This window comes from Dinoroseobacter sp. PD6, assembly GCF_028807315.1.
In the GTDB taxonomy this organism is placed as follows: domain Bacteria; phylum Pseudomonadota; class Alphaproteobacteria; order Rhodobacterales; family Rhodobacteraceae; genus Dinoroseobacter; species Dinoroseobacter shibae.
This window is the reverse complement of record NZ_JARAMN010000011.1, coordinates 82,383-104,505: the sequence shown is the minus strand read 5'-3', so window position 1 is coordinate 104,505 and position 22,123 is coordinate 82,383. Positions and strand designations below refer to the sequence as shown.

The following is a 22,123-nucleotide window of genomic DNA, read 5'->3' as shown; positions in this document are numbered from 1 at the left end:
CCCGAATAGAGTGCGTCACCCCGCCGCGGTCAACTCTTGCCGTGCCGAAAGAGGTCCCGATGCAGATGTCGTCCAATCATGTGCCCGCTGCGGCGGGTCTGCTGTTGCTTGCGATGGCGCTGATCGCCTTTGTCGACAATTTCGTGCGGCTGATCGCCGAGGATGCGGGGCTGTGGCAATTCCTCGCCGTTCGCAGCGCGATGGCATTGCCGCTGCTGTGGGGTGTGGCGCGCTGGCGTGGCTGGTCGCTGCGGCCGGTCAGGTGGCGGGCGGTGATCCAGCGCTCGGTGCTTATGGCGACGGCGCTGACGCTGTATTTCGGCGCGGTGGCGGTGGTGCCGATCGCGATTGCGGGCGCGGGGCTTTATACCTCGCCGATCTTCGTGCTGCTGATCTCGATCGTGCTGTTCGGGGTGCGGATCGGGGTCTGGCGCGCGGCGGCGGTGGCCATGGGGTTTGCCGGTGTGCTGCTGGTGCTGCAGCCGGGCAGCGCGGCGTTCTCGCCGCTGACCTTGTTGCCGGTGCTGGCGGGGGCCCTCTATGCGGCCGGGGCGCTGACCACGCGGCGGCTCTGCATGGGCGAGAGCCCGGCCTGCCTCGTGTTCGGGTTTTTCCTGGTGATGGCGGTCTATGGGAGCCTGGGGTTGGCGGTGCTGGCCTTGGTCGGGGCGGGGGGCGCGCCGGGGGAGGCGAGTTTCTTCGGCACGGGCTGGCAGGAGGTGACGCCGCGGTTCCTGTGGCTGTGCCTGATGCAGGCGATCCTGTCGCTGGTGGCGGTGGGATGTCTCGTGCGGGCCTACCAGATCGCGGATCCGTCCTATGTGTCGGTCTTCGAGTACAGTTTTTTGCCCTTTGCCGGGGTTTGGGGATATTTGCTGTGGTCGGAGGTGCCGGGGCCGGTCGCGATCCTCGGGATCGGCTGCATCCTCGTGGCGGGCTGCGCGATCATCCTGCGCGGGCGGAAAGTGGCGGCCTGAAACGGCAACAGGCCCCGCCGGGGCGGAGCCTGTTGCGCGGCGCGACGGGTGCCGGGTCAGGCGGCTTTGCGGGTCTCCGCCCCGAAGCGGCCATAGAAGGTCTCGCCCTTCTCGGCCATTTCGCGCAGGAGCGCGGGCGTGGTGAAGCGGGCGCCGTGGGTGTCGGTCAGCGCATCGCAGATCTCCACCGCGCGGGCGGCGCCGATCATGTCGAGCCAGCTGAGCGGGCCACCGGACCACGGCGCGAAGCCCCAGCCGAGGATGGCGCCCACGTCGCCCTCGCGGATGTCCATGAGCACGCCGTCCTCCAGGGCGCGCACGGCCTCCAGCACCTGGGCCATGAGCAGGCGGTGCTGCACGGCGGTCAGCTCGGGCTGTTCCTTGGCCGCCGGGTAGCGGTCGGCCAGCCCTTCCCAGAGCAGACCGCGCTTGCCCGCCTCGTCATAGGTGTAGAAGCCCGCATTGGACTTGCGGCCCAGACGGCCTTCGTCGGCCATCCAGAACAGCACTTCGTCCACGGCCCCGTCCGGGTAGGCGTCGCCCATGGCCGCGCGGGTGGCCTTGGCGATCTTCACGCCCAGGTCGATGGAGGTCTCGTCCACCAGTTGCAGCGGCCCCAGCGGCATGCCCACCAGTTTCGCGGCGTTCTCGACCAGGGCCGGATTGACGCCCTCGGCGACCATGCGGATCCCCTCGTTGATGTAGGGGATGATGCAGCGGTTGGCGTAGAAGAACCGCGCGTCGTTGACCACGATGGGGGTCTTGCGGATCTGGCGCACGAAGTCGAGCGCCTTGGCCACGGCCACATCGCCGGTCTGTCTCCCCTTGATGATCTCCACCAGCAGCATCTTGTCCACGGGCGAAAAGAAATGGATGCCGATGAACTGCTCGGGCCGGGCGCTGGCCTTGGCCAGCTCCGAGATCGGCAGGGTGGAGGTGTTGGTGGCGAAGATCGCATCGCCGGGGATCACGGCTTCGGCCTTTGCGGTCACCTCGGCCTTGACGCCCGGATCTTCGAACACCGCCTCGACCACCAGGTCGCACCCTTCGAGGGCGGCATAGTCCGTGGTGGCGGTGATGCGGGCGAGCACCTGCTCCTTCTTCTCGGGCGTGACCTTCTTGCGCGCGATGCCCTTGTCGAGGATGCCCGCGGCATGGGCCTTCCCGCGATCCGCGGACTCTTGGGCGGCGTCGATCAGCACCACTTCAATCCCGGCATTGGCCGAGACATAGGCGATGCCCGCGCCCATCATCCCCGCGCCGAGGATGCCGACCTTCTTCACCTTCTGGTCGGGCACGTCGGGACGGACGGCGCCTTTTTCCAGCGCCTCCTTGTTGATGAAGAGCGAGCGGATCATGGCGCTGGACGACGGGTTCATCAGCACGTTGGTGAACCAGCGCGCCTCGATCTTGAGCGCGGTGTCGAAGGGAACCATGGCCCCTTCGTAGACCGCACTCAGCAGCGCCTTGGCCGCCGGGTAGACGCCCATGGTCTTGGAATGGATCATGGCGCTGGCGCCGACGAAGGTCATGAAGCCCGCCGGGTGGTAGGGCGCGCCGCCGGGGAACTTGTAGCCCTTGAGGTCCCAGGGCTTGACGATGTCGGCGTCCTTGGCGGAGAGCACCCAGGCCTTGGCGGCGTCGAGCAGCTCCTCCGCGGGCACCACTTCGTCCACGATGCCGGCCATCTTGGCCTTTTTCGGCTCGAAAAGCTTGCCTTCGAGCAGGATGGGCGCAGCCTGCATCGCGCCCAGCTTGCGCGACACCCGCATGGTGCCGCCCGCGCCGGGGAAGATGCCGACCATGATTTCGGGCAGGCCGATCTTGGCCTTGGGGTTGTCCGCGGCGAAAATCCGGTGACAGGCGAGCGGGATCTCCAGCCCGATGCCGAGCGCGGTGCCGGGCAGGGCGGCGGCGACGGGTTTGCCGCCCTTGTTGGTCTTGGGGTCCATCCCGGCGCGCTCGATCTTGCGCAGGATGGCGTGCATGGCCATCACGCCCTCGAAGAGGCCACGGGCCGGGTCGTCGCCGGCGTCGTCGCGCATCTTGGCGATGACGTTGAGGTCCATGCCACCCGCAAAGCTGTCCTTGCCGGAGGTGATGATGATCCCCTTGACGGTGTCATCGGCCAGCGCCTTGTCGACGAGCGCGTCGAGATCCTCGAACCCCTGCTGGTTCATGACGTTCATGGATTTGCCCTGAACGTCCCAGGTGATGATGGCGACGCCGTCGGCGTCTGTTTTCATGGTGAAATCGGTCATGTCTTTTCTCCCGCTCACACGCGTTCGATGATGGTGGCGGCACCCATGCCGGAGGCGACGCAGAGCGTGGCGAGGCCGGTGCCCTTGCCGGTGCGCTCCAGCTCGTCCAGGAGCGTGCCGAGGATCATGGCACCCGTGGCGCCCAGCGGGTGGCCCATGGCGATCGCGCCGCCGTTCACGTTTACCTTGTCGTGGTCCACATCAAAGGCCTGCATGAAGCGCAGGACGACCGAGGAGAACGCCTCGTTCACCTCGAATAAATCAATGTCCGAGATGCTCATGCCCGAATCGGCCAGGATCTTATCCGTGGCGGGGACAGGCCCGGTCAGCATGATCGTGGGATCCGTGCCGATCTTGGCCGTCGCCTTGATGCGGGCGCGGGGTTTGAGCCCGTGCGCCTCGCCGAACGCCTTGTTGCCGATCAGCAGGGCGGCGGAACCGTCGACGATCCCGGAGGAGTTCCCGGCGTGGTGGATATGCTCGATCTTCTCCAGATGGGGGTATTTCATCAGGGCGATCTTGTCGAAGCCGGGCATCTGCTCGCCCATATCCTTGAAGGCGGGCTTCAGCGCGCCCAGGGACTGCATGTCGGTCTCGGGGCGCATGTATTCGTCGTGATCGAGAATGTTCAGCCCGTTCTGGTCGCGCACGGTGAAGACCGAGCCGTTGAAGCGGTTCTCGTCCCAGGCGGCCTTGGCGCGGCGTTGGCTGGCCACGGCCAGCGCGTCCGCGTCATCGCGGCTGATGCCGTATTCCGTGGCGATGATGTCGGCGGAGATGCCTTGGGGGACGAAATAGGTCTTCATCGCGACGCTGGGATCGGCGGCAATGGCCGCCCCGTCGGAGCCCATGGGCACGCGGCCCATCATCTCGACCCCGCCGGCGATATAGGCGTTCCCGCCGCCGCCGCGCACCTGGTTGGCGGCGAGGTTCACGGCCTCCAGCCCCGAGGCGCAGAAGCGGTTGATGGCAAGGCCGGGGATGCTCTCATCCAGGTCAGACGCGAGCACGGCGGTCCGCGCGAGGCAGCCGCCCTGTTCCATCACCTGGGTTACGTTGCCCCAGATCACGTCCTCGACCGCGTGGCCGGTCAGCCCGTTGCGGTCCTTGATCGCGTTGAGGGTCTGGGCCGACAGGCTGACGGCGGTCACCTCGTGCAGGCTTCCGTCCTTGCGGCCCTTGCCGCGGGGGCTGCGGATCGCGTCGTAGATATAGGCTTCGGTCATGTGTCCTCCGGTCATGCCGCGGCCGGGTAGGCGCGGGGCATCAGGTCATAAGGGTGTTTCCAGCCGGGCAGGGCTTTGAGCCCGTCGAGCCAGCGGTCGATATTCGGGTATTCGGCGCGGTCGAACCCGAACGGTTCGGGATAGAAAAGGTAGGAGCAGCAGGAGATGTCGGCGGCAGTCACGTCGGGCCCCACGAGCCAGTCCCGGCCTGCGAGCGCGGCATCCAGCGTCCTGAGCGCGCCGCGCAGGCGGCCCTGGTGCCAGGCGATGACCTCGGCGGGTTGTTTGTAGGCGGGCAGGAAGTTCATCAGGAACCGGGTGACGCCCGCGACGGAGGACATCTTGTGATTGTCCCAGAGCACCCAGCGCAGCACATCGCGCCGGATCGCCGGGTCGTGCAGGCCGAAGCGGCCGGTTTTCTCCGACAGATAGTCGAGGATCACGCCGGACTGGGTCAGGGTCAGATCGCCATCCACCAGAACCGGGCACTCGCCCATGGGGTTCAGCGTCAGATGCTCGGGGCCGCGCCCGCCGCCCTTGAAGAAATCCACATAGACCGGGGTCCAGTCGATCCCGGCGAGAGTGAGCGCGAGAGCCGCCTTGTAGGAATGCCCGGATTCGCCGAAACAGTGCAGTTTCACGGTCATGCTGTACCTCCGGGCGTCGGTGCGGTTGTGAGTTTGGGACTTGAGTATTTGGACGCAAAAGAAGCCAGGATTTCTGTCTCCGATTCACCGGCCGTTAAGGTTAATCGCCTTAGTCTGGCGCCACGGTACAGGCTGGAGAGCCGATGGCCGTCGCAAGAGAAGTCGCCCCTGTCATCCCGCGCAAGGCCGGAGGGCAGGGGCGCACTCCCATCTTCTTTTGTGCAAAAATACTCACGGCAAGACGCCTGCAACGCGCGGGCGGCCGGGGTGGGGGGCCGGGTCACAGGGCCCTCCCGATCAATTCCTTCATGATCTCGTTGGTCCCGCCGTAGATCCGCTGGACGCGGGCGTCGCTCCACATCTGGGCGATGTCGTACTCGGCCATGTAGCCGTAACCGCCATGGAGCTGCACGCATTCGTCGATCACTTCGCCTTGCGTGTCGGTGATCCAGTATTTCGCCATGGCGGCTTTCTCGACGCTGAGCTTGCCTTCGAGGTGCTCGGCCATGCATTCGTTCAGGAAGGCGCGGGCCACGGTGGTCTTGGTTTGGCATTCCGCCAGCTTGAACCGGGTGTTCTGGAATTGCAGGATCGGGCCGCCGAAGGCCTGGCGTTCCTTGGCGTAGGCGACGGTGCGTTCGACGGCCCCCTCCATCGCGCCCACGGCGCCGGCGGCGATGATCAGCCGTTCCTGGGGCAGCTGGGTCATCATCTGGTAGAAGCCCTTGCCCTCTTCGCCGCCCAGCAGGTTTTCGGGCGGGATCGCGACGTTGTCGAAGAACAGCTCCGAGGTGTCGGAGGCGTGCATGCCCACCTTGTGCAGGTTGCGCCCGCGCGAGAAGCCCTCGGCGCCTTCGGTTTCCAGCACCACCAGCGACACGCCCTTGGCGCCTGCGGACGGGTCGGTCTTGGCGGCGACCACGATCAGGTTGGCATGCTGGCCGTTGGTGATGAAGATCTTCGAGCCGCTCAGCCGGTAGCCGTTGCCGTCCTTGACCGCGCGGGTCTTGATCCCCTGCAGGTCCGAGCCCGCGCCGGGTTCGGTCATCGCAAGCGCCCCGACCATCTCGCCCGAGACCATCTTCGGCAGCCATTTCTGCTTCTGCTCTTCGGAGCCGTAGGCCAGGATGTAGTGCGCCACGATGCCCGAATGGATGCCATGCCCGGCACCCCAGGCCGACAGGTTGGCGCGGGCGATCTCGATCAGGATCGCGGCCTCGTGCCCGAAATCGCCGCCCGGGCCACCATAGGCTTCGGGCACCGAGGGACAGAGCAGGCCGAGCTCGCCCGCCTGCTGCCAGATCTCGCGGTCCATTTCGCCCTGGTCGCGCCAGCGTTCGAAATTGGGTGCCCATTCGGTGGTGATGAAGTTACGGGTCATCTCGGCGAGCATCCGGTGCTCGTCGGTCATCCATGTTGCACTGCTCATGTGTCCCCTCCCCAGGAGAATTGGTCGTGTGCGGCCCGCCGGTTCCGGCGGGCCTGCGCGTGTTGGTTCGAGCTTAGAAGTTGGCTGCGTCCAGCGCCATGACCGGTTCGGCGCCGGACATGATGCGCGCCAGGTGCGTGCCGGTCATCGGCAGCTGGCGGGACATGTAGTAGCGGCCCGTGGCGATCTTGGTCGCGTGGAAGTCGGTATCGGTATCGCCTGCCTCCAGGGCGGCCATCGACGCCTTGGCCATCCGCGCCCACATCAGCCCCAGGCAGACATGGCCGAAGAGGTGCATGAAGTCATAGGACCCCGACAGAGCGTTGTTGGGGTTCTTCATGCCGTCGGACATGAAGTACATGCCGGCCGATTGCAGGTCCTTGGAGGCCGCCTTCAGCGGGTCGAGGAAGCCGGATTTCAGCTCGGCATTGTCTTCGTTCTCCTTGAGGAAGGTCTTGACCATGTCGAAGAAGGCCATGACGGTCTTGCCGCCATTCAGCCCCAGCTTGCGACCGACGAGGTCGAGGGACTGGATGCCGTTGGTGCCTTCGTAGATCATCGCGATGCGGGCGTCGCGGACGAACTGCTCCAGCCCCCATTCGCGGGTGAAGCCCGACCCGCCGAGGGTCTGCTGGGCCAGTACTGTGGTCTCGAACCCCTTGTCGGTCAGGAACCCCTTCATCACCGGGATCAGCAGCGAGATCATCGCATCCGCCTCGGCGTCCTTGTTGCGATGGGCCTGGTCGATCAGCGTGGCCCCCCAGAACACCAGTGCCCGGGCGCCTTCGACGAAGGATTTCTGGTCCATCAGGTTGCGACGCACATCCGGGTGCACGATGATCGGGTCGGCGGGCTTGTCGGGGGCCTGTGCGCCGGTGATGTCGCGGCCCTGGAGCCGGTCGCGGGCAAAGCCGAGCGCGTTCTGATAGGCGATGTCACCCTGCGCATAGCCCTGCAGCGCCACCGAGAGGCGGGCTTCGTTCATCATGGTGAACATGGCGCGCAGCCCCTTGTGCATCTCGCCCACGAGGAAGCCGGTTGCGCCATCATAGTTCATCACGCAGGTGGCGTTGCCGTGGATGCCCATCTTGTGCTCAAGCCCGCCGCAGGAGACGGCGTTGCGCGCGCCCAGGCTGCCATCGTCGTTCACCAGGAACTTCGGCACGATGAAGAGCGAGATGCCCTTCACGCCCTCGGGGCCGCCGGGGATCTTGGCCAGGACCAGATGCACGATGTTTTCGGACATGTCGTGCTCGCCCGCCGAGATCCAGATCTTCTGGCCGGTAATGGCGTAGCTGCCATCCTCCTGCGGCTCTGCCTTGGTGCGGATTAGGCCCAGATCGGTGCCGCATTGCGGCTCGGTCAGGTTCATCGTGCCGGTCCAGTTGCCCGCGATCATCTTGGGCAGGTAGGTCGCTTTCTGTTGGTCCGAGCCGTGCTCTGCCAGGGCCGACATCGCGCCATGGGTCAGCCCGTTATACATCTGGAACGCCATGTTGGCGGCCGAGAACATCTCGCCCGTTGCGGTCTGCAGGATGTAGGGCATGCCCTGGCCGCCGTATTCGGGATCCATGTCCAGCCCGGTCCAGCCGCCGTCGCACATGATCTTGTAGGCGTCCTTGAACCCCTTCGGCGTGCGCACCACGCCGTTTTCCAGAACGCAGCCTTGCTGATCGCCGACGGTGTTCAGGGGGTGCAGAACCTCCATCGCGAGCTTGCCGGCCTCGTCGAGCACGGCGCCGGTGAAGTCGCGGTCCAGCTCGTCATAGCCGGGGATGTCGTTTTGCGAGACCTGGAGCACGTCGTGCAGCAGGAACTGCATGTCCTTCGTGGGGGCGGTATAGGTGGGCATGGATCTCTCCGTTCGGGCGCGGCGCTGGCTCAGGCCGCGGCTTCTTTCTGTTTCAGGGTCGCGATCATCTTCGCGCCCCAATCGAGTTGTTCCTTGAGGTCGTCGATCGCCTCGTCGAGCTCGGCGCGCTGGCGTTCCATGTCGGCAAGGCGCTGTAGCGCGATGTCGTAGGTCTTCGACAATTGCGTGAGTTGCCGGTCGTCGCGATCATAGAGGTCGAGCAACTGCCGGATTTCCTCGAGGCTGAACCCGAACCGCTTGCCGCGCAGGATCAGCTTCAGCCGGGCCCGGTCGCGCCGGGTGAACAGACGTTTCTGGCCTTCCCGTTTCGGGAACAGCAGTTCCTTGGACTCGTAGAAACGCAGCGTGCGCGGTGTCACATCGTAGTGGTCGCACATTTCACGGATCGTGGTGTATTCGGTATGGGTCATTACTCATCTCATTCGTCAGCTACAGATTGCCATGTGTCCCGAGTGAGACCACGTTACAAGATCGCTTGACGTTGACGTAAGTAGGACGTTGCGTCACTTTTCGATCAACCCGACGTAAAGCCGAATGACGAGTAAAATATGGGTTAACGGTGGTGTCAGGGGCCTTGGAAACGCCAGGGCTGGTCGCCTTGTGCCGAGATCGGCACGGGGGCGGACCCGGGGTGAGCAGGCGGCGAAACGTGTCGTGGCGCTCGATTGACCGGTGGGTCGGACCGCTGATCGGGGCAGCGCACGCGGTCAGCGGTTCATTGTCGCCGGAGGGGAAACGGGACGCGGCGTCGTTCCCATCTGCGCGGCGCCCAGTGCTTGTTTTCCGCCAAGCGGCCCCATATGCCCGTCAGGTGCGTTGGTTGGGTTTCCCAAGTGTTCCTTAGTTGGTGAATGAATGACGATATATATCCTGGGAGGGTCCAGCACCGTGATGTCCGGCGGCTGGGCGGACAGCTTTGCAACGCAGATGGTGCGCGGCCAGGCCGTGCGCAATCTTGCGATCGGCGCGGGCAATACGCTGATGTCCCTGGTCCGGTTGACCGAGGAGGTGACCCTCGCGCCCGGCGATACGGTCGTCTGGGCCAGTGCGATCCGCGATGTGATGTGCCTGTCCAAGGGCGGGTATCGCGACGGGGGCTTGCTGCGCTACACCGAAGAGCTGATCCGCCATGTGGGGGCGTCGGGGGCGCGGTTCGTGCCGCTGCTGATGGATTCGATCGCGCGGGATCTGGATGTCCGGCAGGCGCCTTACAAGGCGGCCTTGCTGGACTTGCTGCACCATTACGGGCTGGACTGGGTGGATGTGACCGCGGAATTCACCCGCGAAACCGGCATGATGCGTGTGCCGCTGAGCTTCTTCGATTCCACCGGGCACATCATCGCGGGCTCGGAGATGAGTCTCTTCATCGCTGATCTTGCGGCCGAGGCGGTGCGCAGCGGGGGCGGGCATGTTCGGGATATTGCGCCGCTCCGTGTCGACCCGCGCCGCCCGGTGCAGGTGGTCACCCGGTTCAGCCCCGATACCCGGTCGGAGGCGTTTTCGAACAGGTTGCTGTCCACGACCCTCTGGACGCCGGGCATCGCGCTGGAACCCGGGGCGCGTCCCGAGGGCGATCTGGAACTCGAAGCCCTCGTCGTGATGGCCGATCCGGAGGGCGGGGCTTTGCAGGTCAGCACGGCCTCGGCGGGCTTCAACTTGTCGGCGGCGGCGGTGGTGGATTACTACAGCGGTCCGTTCCTGCTGAGTGCTTATGTGCCGAACCTTGTGGGCGCGCCCATGCGCGTCGCCGCGGCGGAGACTCTGCGCGTGGACTGGGACGCCACGGGGCATGACCTGCGATCCGACCTGCTGTTCGATCCCGCCCCCCAACCGGGCCCGAGCCGGGCGCGCCTGGCGGCGATGGTGTTCCGGCAGGCGGCGTGATCGGCGGCGCCTCTGTCGGCGGCGGGCTGCGCCGCGCCGGGGTCAGTGTGGCTCCGGTGGGGTGACGCTCTCGCGCAGGGCGCGCAGGTCCGCGATCGTGCGGTCCAACTCGTCCCGCTGGGCTTCGAGTTCTTCGAGCTTGCGCCCGGCCTCTTCGACCCAGACGCGGTTCTGCGCGTCGGTCCCCTCCCTTTCGTAGATCAGCAGCCACTGGCGGATTTCTTCGAGGCTGAAGCCGAAACGGCGCCCGCGCAGGATGAGTTTCATGCGGGCCACTTCGCGGGGGGTGTAGAACCGGCTGCGCCCGTCACGGATCGGGGCGAGCAGTTCGATATACTCGTAATAGCGCAGGGTGCGTGGCGTCACGTCGAAGGCCGCGCACATCTCCTTGAAGGTCAGGGTATCCTCCGCCATGCTCCCTCCCCAAGGTTGCGGTGGTCGTCCTGCCCCTTTTGTGCCCGTGCCGCAGACCGTGTGCAAGGGCAGCGGCGGACCGTGCAGCCCTGCAGGACAAGGTAAAGGACCCCATGACCGCCCCATCCCCCGCCGAGAAGGCGCAGATTGCCCGGCAATTCATCGAACTGATTCCCCATTCCCGGGCGCTCAACATGCAGGTGGACGAGATCGCGGACGGTGTGGCCGTGATCTCGATGCCCTATGATCCGCGGCTGGTGGGCGACACCAAGACCGGCGTGATCCACGGGGGCGCGGTTTCGGCCCTGATGGATACCTGCGGCGGGGCGGCCGTGATGTGCCATCCGGAGGCCCCGGCGGGCACCGCGACCATCGACCTGCGCATCGATTACATGCGCGCGGCGACCCCGGGCGACCGGCTGACCGCGCGCGCCGAGTGCCACCATATCACCCGCAGCGTCGCCTTCGTGCGCGCCGTGGCGATGGACAGCGACACCGCGCGCCCGGTGGCCATGGCCACGGGTGCCTTCACCGTGGAGCGCGCCTGATGGCCCGCCCCCGGCCCGAGCCGGTCCAGGTGGTCAAGCAGCGCCGAGATGCGGCGTTGAACGCGCTGGTGGCCGGTGTGCCTTACATGCAGTTCCTCGGCGTCACGGTGGAGCGGCGCGGGGACGAGTTGACGGCGATCCTGCCCTTTGCCGAGCGGCTGATCGGCAACCCGACGCTGCCTGCGATCCACGGCGGCGTGACCGCGGCCTTCATGGAGGTCACGGCCCAGATCGAGGTCAGTTGGGCGATGCTGTGGGACGATCTTGAGGGCGGTCGGATCGACCCTGAGACCCTTGGGCCCGATACCCTGCCGCGCCTGCCCAAGACCATTGATTTCACGGTGGATTACCTGCGCTCCGGCTTGCCGCGGGACGCCTATGCGCGGGCGCGGGTCACCCGGGCCGGGCGGCGGTATTCCACGGTGCAGGTGGAGGCCTGGCAGGACAATCGCGCGCGGCCCTTCGCCCAGGCCACGGCCCATTTCCTGATGCCCCGGCGCGATGGGGCGGCGGGTGGCTGACACCGCGGCGCGGGCGCCCATCACCCATCGCCGGGTGCTGCATATCGCGGTGCCCATCGTGCTGTCGAATGCCACCGTGCCGATCCTGGGCGCGGTGGACACGGGCGTCGTGGGCCAGATGGGCGAGGCTGCGCCCATCGGTGCGGTGGGCATCGGCGCGATCATCCTGACGGCGATCTACTGGATCTTCGGTTTCCTGCGGATGGGCACCAGCGGGCTGGTGGCGCAAGCGCTGGGCGCGGAGGACCGCGACGAGGTGTCAGCCCTGCTGAGCCGGGCGCTGATGATCGGGTTCGGGGCCGGGCTGGCGCTGATCGCGCTGCAATCGGCGCTGTTCTGGGGCGCCTTCCAGTTGTCGCCCGCCAGTGCGGAGGTCGAGACGCTGGCGCGGGAGTACATGGCGATCCGGATCTGGTCGGCGCCTGCGGCCATCGCGATCTACGGGCTGACCGGCTGGCTGATCGCGGCGGAGCGGACGCGCGGGGTGCTGGTGCTGCAACTGTGGATGAACGGGCTGAATATCGGGCTCGATCTGTGGTTCGTGCTGGGGCTCGGCTGGGGTGTGCCGGGGGTGGCCTTCGCCACCTTCCTCGCGGAATGGACGGCGCTTGGGCTGGGCCTGTGGCTCTGCCGGGATGCGTTCGCGCGGCCTGCATGGCGGGATCGGGCGCTGGTGTTCGCGCGGGCGCGGCTGCTGCGGATGGCATCGGTGAACAGCGACATCCTGATCCGGTCGGTGCTGCTGCAGGCGGCCTTCGTCTCGTTCCTGTTTCTGGGCGCGGATCTGGGCGATGTGACCCTGGCGGCCAACCAGGTGCTTTTGCAGTTTCTGCATGTCACCGCCTATGCGCTCGATGGGTTCGCCTTTGCCGCCGAGGCGCTGGTGGGCCAGGCGTTCGGCGCGGGCGCGGTGGACCGGCTGCGGCGCGGCGCGCTGCTGACGAGCGTCTGGGGCGGGATCACCTGCGTCGCACTGGCGCTGGGCTTCGCGCTGGCGGGGCCTTGGGTGATCGACCTGATGACCACGGCCGAGGAGGTGCGGGCGGTGGCGCGCAGCTACTTGCCATGGATGGTGGCCGCGCCGCTGTTGGGCGTCGCGGCCTGGATGCTGGACGGGATTTTCATCGGGGCGACGCGCACGAAGGACATGCGCAACATGATGGTGCTGTCCTTCGCGGCCTATGCGGCGGCGGTGGCGGTGCTGCTGCCGCTCTTCGGCAATCACGGGCTCTGGGCGGCGCTGATGGTGATGTTCGTGGTGCGCGCCGTGACGCTGGCGCTCCGCTATCCGGCTCTGGAGCGCGCGCTGTAGGCAGCCAAGCGGTTTCAAAACCGCTTGAATGCCCGGCTCGGAATGGCGCGCCTTTGGCGTGCGGTGGATCACCCCGCGCCCAAGCGGTTTCGAAACCGCTTGGCCCGGCTCAGACGATGTCGAGAACCTTCTCGCGCGGGCGCCCGATCACGGCCTTGCCATTGGCAAAGGCGATGGGGCGTTCGATGAGGATCGGGTGGCGCGCCATGGCGGCAAAGAGGTCTTCGTCGTCGCTCTCATTGCTCAGGCCCGCTTCCTTGAAGGCGGCCTCCTTGGTGCGCATCATGTCCAGCACCGGCCCGCCGAGCCGGGCGTGGACCGCGCGCAGCTCGTCCTCGGTCGGCTCTTCCGACAAGTAGCGGCGCAGGGTGACCTCATGGCCCGCCTCCTCCAGCAGCCTCACCGCCTCCCGCGATTTGGAGCAGCGTGGATTGTGCCACACCAGAACGTCCGTCATAGCCAGTCTCCTCGTCCCGTACCGACCGCGTCTGCCACGGTGGAAAACCCGTCCCGTTCCAGCAGCATGTCCAGCCCCGTGGCGATCTCGGCCGCCAGGCTGATCCCGCCATAGACCAGCGCGGTGTAGAGCTGAACGGCCGACGCGCCTGCGCGGATCTTGGCATACGCCGCCCCCGCACTGTCCACGCCGCCGACGCCGATCAGCGGGACAGTCCCTTCGGTGGCCTGCGACAGTCGCGCCAGCACCCGTGTCGACGCCTCGAAGAGCGGTGCGCCGGACAGGCCCCCGGCCTCGCCCTTGTGGGCCGAGACGAGCCCGTCGCGCGCCAGCGTTGTGTTGGTGGCGATGATGCCGTGCAGGCCCGCCTCCGTCACCACGCCGGCGATGTCGTCGAGGGCGGCGTCGTCCATGTCCGGGGCGATCTTGAGGAACACCGGGATCGGGCGGGCGAGGGCGGCGCGGGCGGTCATCACCCCCTCCAGCAGCGCGCGCAGGGCGGCGGGGCCTTGCAGGTCGCGCAGCTTTTCGGTGTTGGGCGAAGAGACGTTGACGGTCGCGAAATCCACATGGGCGCCGCAGGTCGCGAGCACCCGGGCGAAATCCCCGGCCCGGTCCGCGCTGGTCTTGTTTGCGCCGAGGTTCAGGCCGACCACCCGACCTTCGGGGCGCCTGGCCAGCCGCGCGGCGATCGCCTCGGCCCCGTCATTGTTGAAGCCGAACCGGTTGATCGCGGCGCGGTCCTCGGAGAGGCGAAACAGGCGCGGACGCGGGTTGCCGGGCTGGGGCAGGGGCGTGGCGGCCCCGACCTCGAGAAACCCGAAGCCGGTCTGCGCCAGCGCCCCGAGCGTTTCGGCATTCTTGTCGAACCCGGCGGCGAGCCCCACCGGGTTGGGCAGGCGCAGCCCGGCCAGTTGGGTGCTGAGCCGCGGGCTCGTAACCGGGCCGGAACGGGGCCCGAGCCCTGCGTTCAGCGCGCGCAGCGCCAGGCCATGGGCGGTTTCGGGATTGACTCGCTGCAAGGCCGCGAGGCCGAGGCGTTCGAGCGTGCTCATGCCAGCGGCTCCGGGAAGGCGTGCCGCCCGTCCACGAGCGGCAAGGGCCGCGACCAGAGGATGTCAGACCGGAACAAGCGCCGGTAGAGATGCGGAAAGAGCGCGCCGCCCCGCGACGGCTCCCATTTCAGTGCGTCACCGAGCCCGTCCGCGGCCACCGCCAGCAAAACCAACCCGTCCTCGCCCGCGAAATGCTTGGCGGCGGTTTCGGCCACCTGGTCGGTGGTGGAGAAATGGATGTAGCCGTCGGCCAGATCGATGGGCGCCCCGGCGGTTTCGCCGGCGGCCTCGAACGCCGCGTTTTCGGGCGCGCGGAGTATTTTGTAGATCACCATGTCCCGTGCATCGCCGGTCTCGCGGGGGCGGTCAAGATCGCGCTTGGATACGGGCGAGGATTGCTTTGACACCCCCCGCGCAACAGGTCAGTTTCATCTCAGAAAACAAACAGGGAGTAGACATGATGATGTCTCGGATTCTGAGTTCGGCGGCAGCCCTCGCGCTGACGACCGGCATGGCGACAGCGGAGTACACGCTGCACGTCATCCATATCAACGATCTGCACAGCCGGATCGAGCCGATCAACCGGTTCGACAGCACCTGCTCGGCCGAGGACGAGACCGAAGGCAAGTGCTTCGGCGGGGTCGGGCGCGTGGCCACCAAGATCAACGAGCTGCGCGACCAGATCACCGCCGAGGGCGGCAATGTGATCGTGCTGGACGCGGGCGACCAGTTCCAGGGCTCGCTGATGTACACGACCTACAAGGGCACGGTCGAGGCCGAGTTCATGGAGGCCATCGGCTTTGACGTCATGGCCGTGGGCAACCACGAGTTCGACGACGGCCCGATCAAGCTGGCGGAATTCGTGGACCTGGTGTCCTTCCCGGTGATTTCAGGCAATCTCGACCTCACGGGGGAGGACCTGCTGCGCGACAAGGTCGGCAATTCCGTCGTGCTGGAGGTCGGCGGCGAGCGGATCGGCATCGTCTCGGCGCTGGCGACCGACACGGTGGAGACCTCGTCGCCCGGGCCCAATGTGGTGTTCCAGAACGAGATCGAGGCCCTGGCGCAGGATGTGGCCGAGCTCGAAGCGGACGGTGTGACCAAGATCATCGCGTTGACCCATGTGGGCCTGCCCAAGGATCTCGCCATCGCCGAGGCCGTCGAGGGGATCGACGCGGTGGTGGGCGGGCATTCGCACACGCTCCTGAGCAACAGCGACGAGAAGGCCGCGGGCCCCTACCCGACCATGGTGGGCGACACCCCCGTGGTGCAGGCCTATGCCTACTCGAAATATGTCGGCCATCTGCAGCTGACCTTCGATGATGCGGGCAACGTGACCGCGGCCACGGGCGACACGATCCTGCTCGATGCCTCTGTGACGCCGGATGCCGGTATCGTCGCCCGGGTGGCCGAACTGGCCGGTCCGATCGAGGAGTTGAAGGCCCGCCCGGTGTCCGAGGCGGTCGAGCCGATCGAGGGGGATCGCTCCGTTTGCCGGGCGATGGAATGCCCGATGGGCAACCTCGTGGCAGAAGCCATGCTGGCGCGCGTCGCCGATCAAGGCATCACAATCGCGTTCCAGAACGGCGGTGGCCTGCGCGCGTCCATCGACGCGGGCGAGATCACCATGGGCGAGGTTCTGACTGTGCTGCCGTTCCAGAACACGCTGTCCACCTTCGAAGCCACCGGTCAGGACCTGATCGACGCGCTGGAGAACGGTGTCAGCGCGGTCGAGGAAGGCGCCGGTCGCTTCCCGCAGGTTGCGGGCATGAAGTTCACCTGGGATCCGGCGGCGGAGCCGGGCGCCCGCGTCACCGAGGTCATGGTGGCCGAAGGCGACGGATTCGTGCCGATCGATCCGGCAGCAACCTATGGCGTGGTGACCAACAACTATGTCCGCAACGGCGGCGACGGGTACGGGATGTTCGCAGGCGACGACAAGAACGCCTATGACTTCGGGCCGGACCTGGCGGATGTGACCGCGGCCTACCTGATGGAAAACGGCCCGTACCAGCCCTATACGGACGGACGTATCACCGCCCAGTAAGCGACACTGTATACAAGCAAAAGGCGCCTTTCGGGGCGCCTTTTCTCGTGGTCCGGGAGCTCAGCGCTTGGGCTTTTTCCACCGGGGCGTGGCGTCCGGGCCCTTGTTGGCGAAGGTCTTGCGCCCGCCGGGCTTGCCGCCAGGTTTCGCGCCGGGTTTGCCGCCCGGCTTCGCGGCGCCCTTGCCGCGTGCGCGCAGGGGCTTGCCATCGGGCCCGAGCCGCTGGGACGGGTCGCTCGCGGCGTTGGACCGGCGCGGGGCGACCTCCTCGACCGCGGCGGCTGCGTCCGGACGCGGGGGCTTGCGATCCTTGACGCGCGGTTTGCCCTTGTCGTCGCGCGGCCCACCCGCCTTGCCGCCCTTGGGGCTGTAGGGCGCGCGATCCTTGGGCCGGTCCCGGTCGGCGGATCTGGGCTTGGCCTTTGGCGGTTTCGGGCCGTCGGGTGTCGCGCCTTTCGACGCGGGCGGCTTGTCCTTGTGACGCGGCTTGCGCGCCGGGGGGGCGTCGTTGGCCTGGCTCGAGGCGGGCGCGGGGGCCGGTTCGGGGCGCGTGGCCTCGGGGGCCGGGCGCGGGGCGCGGGGTTTGCGTCCCGCCGCCGAAGGCCGGGTGCTGGACACCGGGCCGCGCCCCTCCCGGGGCTTGCGCGCGGGGCCGGAGCCATCCCGTTGCGACAGGTCGGGCGCCTCGGCGAGACGGCTGAGCACCGCGCCATCCTCCAGCGTGATCGAGGCCTCCGACCCCTGCAGGGTGTCGGGGACCGCGGCCTCCTTGATCTCGACGAAGGTCTCATCCTGCTGGATGCGGATCGCGCCGATCTCGTCACGGTCGAAACCGCCCACCCGGCAGAGCATCGGCAGGATCCAGCGCGGCTCCGCGCGGCTGGCGCGGCCCACCGACAGGGTGAACCACGCACTCGGCCCGAAGGGTACGCGCGGTGTGGGGGTCATGTCGCCCGCGCTGATTTCCTCGGGGGCGGAGCGTTGGGCGGATCCGGCGCGCAGGACGGCTGCGGCCAGCTGCTCCGGGCTGAACGCCTCCACCAGGCGCGCGACCATCTCGGCCTCGCCCTCGGCCACGGGGGTCTCCCAGGCGGGATCCTCCAGCAGGCGGGCGGCATCCTGGGCGCGGACATCCTCGGCGCTGGGCGGGCTGACCCAGTCGGGGGTGACCTTGGCCCATTTCAGCAGCCGCTCGGCCTTCTTGCGGAATTTCACCGGCACGATCACCGCGCTGACGCCCTTGCGCCCGGCCCGGCCCGTGCGGCCCGAGCGGTGCAACAGGGTGTCGGAACTGCTGGGCAGTTCCGCATGGACGACGAGGTCGAGATTGGGCAGGTCGATCCCGCGGGCGGCCACATCTGTGGCCACGCAGACCCGCGCGCGCCCGTCCCGCATCGCCTGCAGGGCATGGGTGCGCTCGGACTGGGTCAGCTCGCCCGAGAGCGCCACGACCTGGAACCCGCGGTTGGAGAACCGGGTGGTCAGCCGATTCACCATGGCGCGGGTGTTGCAGAACACGATGGCATTCGCCGCCTCATAGTAGCGCAACACGTTGATGATCGCGTTTTCCTCGTCGCGTGGCCCGACCACCATGGCGCGGTAGGCGATGTCCGCATGCTGCCGGGTCTCGGCGCGGGTGCTGATCCGGCGCGCGTCCTTCTGGTAAAGCTGGGCGAGGCTGGCAATCGCGGGCGGCACCGTGGCGGAGAACATCAGGGTGCGCCGCTCCGACGGGGCTGCGCCGAGGATGAATTCCAGGTCCTCGCGGAAGCCCAGGTCCAGCATCTCGTCGGCTTCGTCCAGCACCACGGCGCGCACGGCGTCGAGGTCGATATTGCCGCGCTCGATATGGTCGCGCAGACGACCAGGGGTGGCCACGACCACGTGGGCGCCGCGGCCCAGGGCGCGCCGCTCGTCCCTTGCGTCCATGCCGCCGACGCAGGAGGTGATCTGGGCGCCCGCCGGGCCGTAGAGCCACTCAAGCTCCCGCCGGACCTGCATGGCCAACTCGCGCGTGGGCGCGATGACGAGGCCAAGGGGGGCCGCGGCGGGGCCGAACGCGGCCGCGTCGGCCAGCAGCGTAGGCGCGATGGCGAGCCCGAAGGCAACGGTCTTGCCCGACCCGGTCTGGGCCGAGACCAGCAGGTCGGCCTCCACCAGCGCCGGGTCGGAGACGGCAATCTGGACTGGCGTCAGGGTATCGTAGCCCTTGTCGGCCAGCGCCGCGGCAATGGGCGCGGGCAGGGGGGGCATCACGGGATCTTGGGGAGCATCGGTGGGCACGGCAGGCTTTCGGGTTTGACGGCGCCCCGGTCGCGGGACGCGCTCAACAAGCCGCCGGACTTAGGGGCTTTGGGCGCCTGCGTCCAGCCTGAACTGCGATGCGGCGCTGCGGCATAGCCGACCTGTCGCTCTGGTCCGGGGGCGCGCAGGGGGCTACACTGGACCGATGTGCGGACGTTTTTCCCTGACCCTGCCGACCGAGGCCATGGCGCAGCTTTTCGAGGCAGCGCCAGCCAATGCCCTGCCAGACAGCCCGCGCTACAACATCTGTCCCACCAATGACGTCGCGGTGGTGACCTCGGATGCGGGCACGCGACACCTGCGCCCGATGCGCTGGGGGTTTCTGCCGCAGTGGTACAAGAACCCGACCGACGGGCCGCTCCTGATCAACGCGCGAGCCGAGACCATCGCCGAGAAACCGGCCTTCCGCGCCGCCTGCCGCGCGCGGCGCGGCCTGATCCCGGCCACGGGGTTCTATGAATGGACCAAGACCGCGGAGGGCGCGCGCCTGCCATGGTACACTCACTCCAGGGACAACGCGCCCCTGGCCTTCGCGGCGATCTGGCAGGACTGGGAAGGCGTCGCGGCCCGGTTCACCACCTGTGCAATCGTGACCACCGCCGCCAATGCACCGATGTCGGCGCTGCACCACCGGATGCCGGTGATCCTCGGGTCCGGGGACTGGCCGCTCTGGCTGGGGGAGGCGGGCAAGGGGGCGGCAAGGCTGATGCGGCCCGCACCCGAAGACCTTCTGGCCTTTCACCGGGTCGATGTGGCGGTGAATTCCAACCGGGCTGCCGGGCCGGACCTGATCGCGCCGCTTCCAGCCTGACGGGGATCCCCTGCCCGCGCGGGTCGGGCCGGGCGGCGCACGCTGCGGCGCAAGCCGGGGCGTGCAGCATGGAATGCGCCGCAGGCGCACCGCTTAGTTAACCTGCACGACAGGCGCGACTTTTGGACCACCCGGAGGGTCAAAACCGGCCTTGCACGCCCGGCTTCAACCCCGATATACAAACCGAGACCCGCGGGTATAGCTTAATGGTAAAGCCCCTGCCTTCCAAGCAGGCTATGTCGGTTCGATTCCGTCTACCCGCTCCAATCCTTCGGAACCCATGGTGCGGGCGTGGGGCCGCCGCCGGGGGGACGCCAGAGTGTGAGAGCCGCTGCCCATGGCCCGACAATCCGCGCCCGCCGCGCCACAGACCGCTGAAGAAGAGCGCGCGAAGTCGAAGAATATCGGCGCGCTCAAGACGCTGTTTCCCTATATCGCCCCCTACAGGACCCTTCTGGTTTCGGCGGGCGTGGTCCTCGTTCTGACGGCGTTCTTGTCGCTGCTGCTGCCGATGGCGGTGCGCCGGGTGGTCGACGGGTTCGACGCGCGTGATACCGCCCTTCTGGACCAGTATTTCGGCGCGGCGATTGCGGTGGCAGCCCTACTCGCCCTCGGGACGGGCCTGCGCTACTACCTCGTGACGCGGCTGGGCGAGCGGGTCGTGGCCGACATCCGCAAGTCGGTGTTCGACCGGACCCTGGGCATGAGCCCGGCGTTTTTCGAGAAGATCATGACCGGCGAGGTGCTCAGCCGCCTGACCACGGACACGACGCTGATCCTGTCGGTGATCTCGTCCTCGGTGTCGATCGCGCTGCGCAACTTCCTGATCCTGATCGGCGGCATGATCCTGATGTTGCTGACTTCGGGCAAGTTGACGGGGCTGGTGCTGCTCCTTGTGCCGCTGGTGCTGGTGCCGATCGTGGTTCTGGGGCGCAAGCTGCGCAAGCTCAGCCGGATCAACCAGGACTGGATCGCGGCCAGTTCGGGCAACGCCTCCGAGGCGCTGACATCAGTGCAGACCGTGCAGGCCTTCACCCATGTCCGTGAAAGCCGCGCCGAGTTCGACCGCATGACCGAGCTGTCCTTCGACAGCGCCAAGCAGCGGATCGGGGTGCGCGCGGCGATGACCGTGATCGTGATCTTCCTGATCTTCACGGGCATTGTCGGGGTGTTGTGGATGGGCGCGCGGGATGTGCGCGACGCGCTGATGACGCCGGGCGAGCTGGTGCAATTCGTGATCTATGCGATCATGGTGGCGGGCTCCGTCGGTGCGCTGTCCGAGATCTGGGGCGAGTTGCAGCGCGCGGCCGGCGCCACCGAGCGGCTGGTGGAGCTCCTGACCATGAAGGACACGGTGGAGGACCCCGAAAACCCCCGCCCGATGCCGGCCAATTGCGAGGGGCGCATCACCTTCGAGGAGGTCAGCTTCACCTATCCCGCGAGGCCGGGGACCCCGGTTCTGGACGAGATCGCCTTCGATATCAGGCCGGGCGAGACCGTCGCCCTTGTGGGCCCGTCCGGTGCGGGCAAGTCGACCATCCTGCAACTGCTGTTGCGGTTCTTCGATCCCGACGAGGGCCGGATCAAGCTGGATGGGATAGACCTGCGCGACGCCAGGCGCGACGATTTCCGCCGCAAGATCGCCTTCGTACCCCAGGATGCGGTGATCTTCGCCACCTCGGCGCGGGAGAATATCCGCTTCGGGCGGCCCGACGCCACCGATGCCGAGGTGGAGGCCGCGGCCAAGGCGGCGGCAGCGGACGAGTTTCTGGCCCGTCTGCCCGATGGCTACGAGACCTTCGTGGGCGAGCGGGGCGTGATGCTCTCCGGTGGGCAGAAACAGCGCATCGCGATTGCCCGCGCGATCCTGCGGGATGCGCCCGTGCTTCTGCTGGACGAGGCGACCTCGGCGCTCGACGCGGAATCCGAGCAGGCGGTGCAGCACGCGGTCGAGCAGCTTTCCGAGGGGCGCACGACCCTGATCGTGGCGCACCGGCTCGCGACGGTGAAAAAGGCCGACCGCATTCTGGTGTTCGAGCGGGGCCGGATCGTGGCCGAGGGCACCCATGATGCCCTGGTGGCCCAGGGCGGGCTTTATGCCCGTCTCGCCCGGCTGCAATTCACCGCCGGACTGGCGGCGGAGTAAGTCGCGGACCCCCTGCCGACGCTGAATTTTCCGGATAGATCCCGTCAGATCGGCGCGCGCGTTGCCGGGTGACGCCACGGCGCGCGCCTTCGGGACGTAACGTCCCTGCGCTTGCGCCATTGCAGGTTTTGCCGTTCTTTGGTGAGCAATGCCCGCCGTCTGGAGGGACGGCACACCAACTGGCATCGAGACATCATAGGGGGGAGAGCGC

19 protein-coding genes and 1 tRNA gene are annotated in these 22,123 nt (G+C 67.5%); 9 read left to right on the top strand and 11 right to left on the bottom strand.

Annotated features, from left to right (window positions below):
* The first annotated feature begins 59 nt into the window (after window positions 1-59).
* Window positions 60-977: a DMT family transporter gene (locus PVW48_RS16990; protein WP_274582190.1), complete on the top strand. Its 918-nt coding sequence runs from the start codon at window positions 60-62 to the stop codon at window positions 975-977.
* 56 nt (window positions 978-1,033) lie between these two features.
* On the opposite strand, the gene PVW48_RS16985 is transcribed toward PVW48_RS16990, so the two are convergent.
* From PVW48_RS16985 to PVW48_RS16960, 6 genes are all read right to left on the bottom strand, one after another.
* Complete coding sequence (locus PVW48_RS16985; protein ID WP_274582189.1) at window positions 1,034-3,238, bottom strand: 3-hydroxyacyl-CoA dehydrogenase NAD-binding domain-containing protein; 2,205 nt, start codon at window positions 3,236-3,238, stop codon at window positions 1,034-1,036.
* Window positions 3,239-3,252: 14 nt separating this feature from the next.
* Window positions 3,253-4,464, bottom strand: coding sequence for an acetyl-CoA C-acetyltransferase (locus tag PVW48_RS16980; protein ID WP_274582188.1), 1,212 nt, complete (start codon window positions 4,462-4,464; stop codon window positions 3,253-3,255).
* Window positions 4,465-4,475: 11 nt separating this feature from the next.
* Window positions 4,476-5,111, bottom strand: coding sequence for a glutathione S-transferase family protein (locus tag PVW48_RS16975; protein WP_274582187.1), 636 nt, complete (start codon window positions 5,109-5,111; stop codon window positions 4,476-4,478).
* A gap of 280 nt (window positions 5,112-5,391) precedes the next feature.
* Window positions 5,392-6,540: an acyl-CoA dehydrogenase family protein gene (locus PVW48_RS16970; RefSeq protein WP_274582186.1), complete on the bottom strand. Its 1,149-nt coding sequence runs from the start codon at window positions 6,538-6,540 to the stop codon at window positions 5,392-5,394.
* A gap of 73 nt (window positions 6,541-6,613) precedes the next feature.
* Window positions 6,614-8,392 (bottom strand): acyl-CoA dehydrogenase C-terminal domain-containing protein, encoded by a 1,779-nt coding sequence (locus tag PVW48_RS16965; protein WP_274582185.1) that lies wholly within the window; start codon window positions 8,390-8,392, stop codon window positions 6,614-6,616.
* Between the two features lie 29 nt (window positions 8,393-8,421).
* Window positions 8,422-8,823 carry a MerR family transcriptional regulator gene (locus PVW48_RS16960; RefSeq protein WP_012177518.1) on the bottom strand — a complete coding sequence of 134 codons (402 nt, stop codon included), beginning with the start codon at window positions 8,821-8,823 and terminating at the stop codon, window positions 8,422-8,424.
* 445 nt (window positions 8,824-9,268) lie between these two features.
* Here PVW48_RS16960 and PVW48_RS16955 point away from each other — a divergent pair, with 445 nt between their 5' ends.
* Complete coding sequence (locus PVW48_RS16955) at window positions 9,269-10,297, top strand: hypothetical protein (protein WP_274582184.1); 1,029 nt, start codon at window positions 9,269-9,271, stop codon at window positions 10,295-10,297.
* Window positions 10,298-10,339: 42 nt separating this feature from the next.
* On the opposite strand, the gene PVW48_RS16950 is transcribed toward PVW48_RS16955, so the two are convergent.
* Window positions 10,340-10,711 carry a MerR family transcriptional regulator gene (locus tag PVW48_RS16950; protein WP_012177520.1) on the bottom strand — a complete coding sequence of 124 codons (372 nt, stop codon included), beginning with the start codon at window positions 10,709-10,711 and terminating at the stop codon, window positions 10,340-10,342.
* A gap of 113 nt (window positions 10,712-10,824) precedes the next feature.
* Between PVW48_RS16950 and PVW48_RS16945 the strand changes: the two genes are divergently transcribed.
* The 3 genes from PVW48_RS16945 to PVW48_RS16935 are packed head-to-tail and all read left to right on the top strand — an operon-like array spanning window position 10,825 to window position 13,092.
* Window positions 10,825-11,259, top strand: a complete 435-nt coding sequence (locus PVW48_RS16945; protein WP_012177521.1) for a PaaI family thioesterase — start codon at window positions 10,825-10,827, stop codon at window positions 11,257-11,259.
* A complete protein-coding gene (locus PVW48_RS16940) occupies window positions 11,259-11,780 on the top strand; it encodes a PaaI family thioesterase (protein ID WP_274582183.1) in 522 nt (173 codons plus the stop codon). The genes PVW48_RS16945 and PVW48_RS16940 overlap by 1 nt, the downstream gene beginning before the upstream one ends.
* Window positions 11,773-13,092, top strand: a complete 1,320-nt coding sequence (locus tag PVW48_RS16935) for an MATE family efflux transporter (protein WP_274582182.1) — start codon at window positions 11,773-11,775, stop codon at window positions 13,090-13,092. The genes PVW48_RS16940 and PVW48_RS16935 overlap by 8 nt, the downstream gene beginning before the upstream one ends.
* A gap of 109 nt (window positions 13,093-13,201) precedes the next feature.
* Here PVW48_RS16935 and arsC read toward each other — a convergent pair whose 3' ends face one another.
* From arsC to PVW48_RS16920, 3 genes are read right to left on the bottom strand one after another with little or no spacing between them, the layout of a single operon-like run.
* Window positions 13,202-13,549, bottom strand: coding sequence for an arsenate reductase (glutaredoxin) (gene arsC, locus PVW48_RS16930; protein ID WP_274582181.1), 348 nt, complete (start codon window positions 13,547-13,549; stop codon window positions 13,202-13,204).
* Window positions 13,546-14,604, bottom strand: coding sequence for a quinone-dependent dihydroorotate dehydrogenase (locus PVW48_RS16925; RefSeq protein ID WP_274582180.1), 1,059 nt, complete (start codon window positions 14,602-14,604; stop codon window positions 13,546-13,548). The genes arsC and PVW48_RS16925 overlap by 4 nt, the downstream gene beginning before the upstream one ends.
* Window positions 14,601-14,939: a DUF952 domain-containing protein gene (locus PVW48_RS16920; protein ID WP_274582179.1), complete on the bottom strand. Its 339-nt coding sequence runs from the start codon at window positions 14,937-14,939 to the stop codon at window positions 14,601-14,603. The genes PVW48_RS16925 and PVW48_RS16920 overlap by 4 nt, the downstream gene beginning before the upstream one ends.
* Before the next feature lie 125 nt (window positions 14,940-15,064).
* On the opposite strand from PVW48_RS16920, the gene PVW48_RS16915 reads away from it, so the two are divergent.
* Window positions 15,065-16,651 carry a bifunctional metallophosphatase/5'-nucleotidase gene (locus tag PVW48_RS16915; protein WP_274582210.1) on the top strand — a complete coding sequence of 529 codons (1,587 nt, stop codon included), beginning with the start codon at window positions 15,065-15,067 and terminating at the stop codon, window positions 16,649-16,651.
* 60 nt (window positions 16,652-16,711) lie between these two features.
* On the opposite strand, the gene PVW48_RS16910 is transcribed toward PVW48_RS16915, so the two are convergent.
* Entirely contained in the window at window positions 16,712-18,904 is a 2,193-nt protein-coding gene (locus PVW48_RS16910; protein WP_274582178.1) for a DEAD/DEAH box helicase, read from the bottom strand.
* Between the two features lie 196 nt (window positions 18,905-19,100).
* On the opposite strand from PVW48_RS16910, the gene PVW48_RS16905 reads away from it, so the two are divergent.
* From PVW48_RS16905 to PVW48_RS16895, 3 genes are all read left to right on the top strand, one after another.
* Window positions 19,101-19,766 (top strand): SOS response-associated peptidase, encoded by a 666-nt coding sequence (locus tag PVW48_RS16905; protein ID WP_274582177.1) that lies wholly within the window; start codon window positions 19,101-19,103, stop codon window positions 19,764-19,766.
* Between the two features lie 192 nt (window positions 19,767-19,958).
* Window positions 19,959-20,032: transfer RNA gene (locus tag PVW48_RS16900), tRNA-Gly, on the top strand.
* Window positions 20,033-20,103: 71 nt separating this feature from the next.
* Window positions 20,104-21,912 carry an ABC transporter transmembrane domain-containing protein gene (locus tag PVW48_RS16895; RefSeq protein ID WP_274582176.1) on the top strand — a complete coding sequence of 603 codons (1,809 nt, stop codon included), beginning with the start codon at window positions 20,104-20,106 and terminating at the stop codon, window positions 21,910-21,912.
* Window positions 21,913-22,123: the final 211 nt, after the last annotated feature.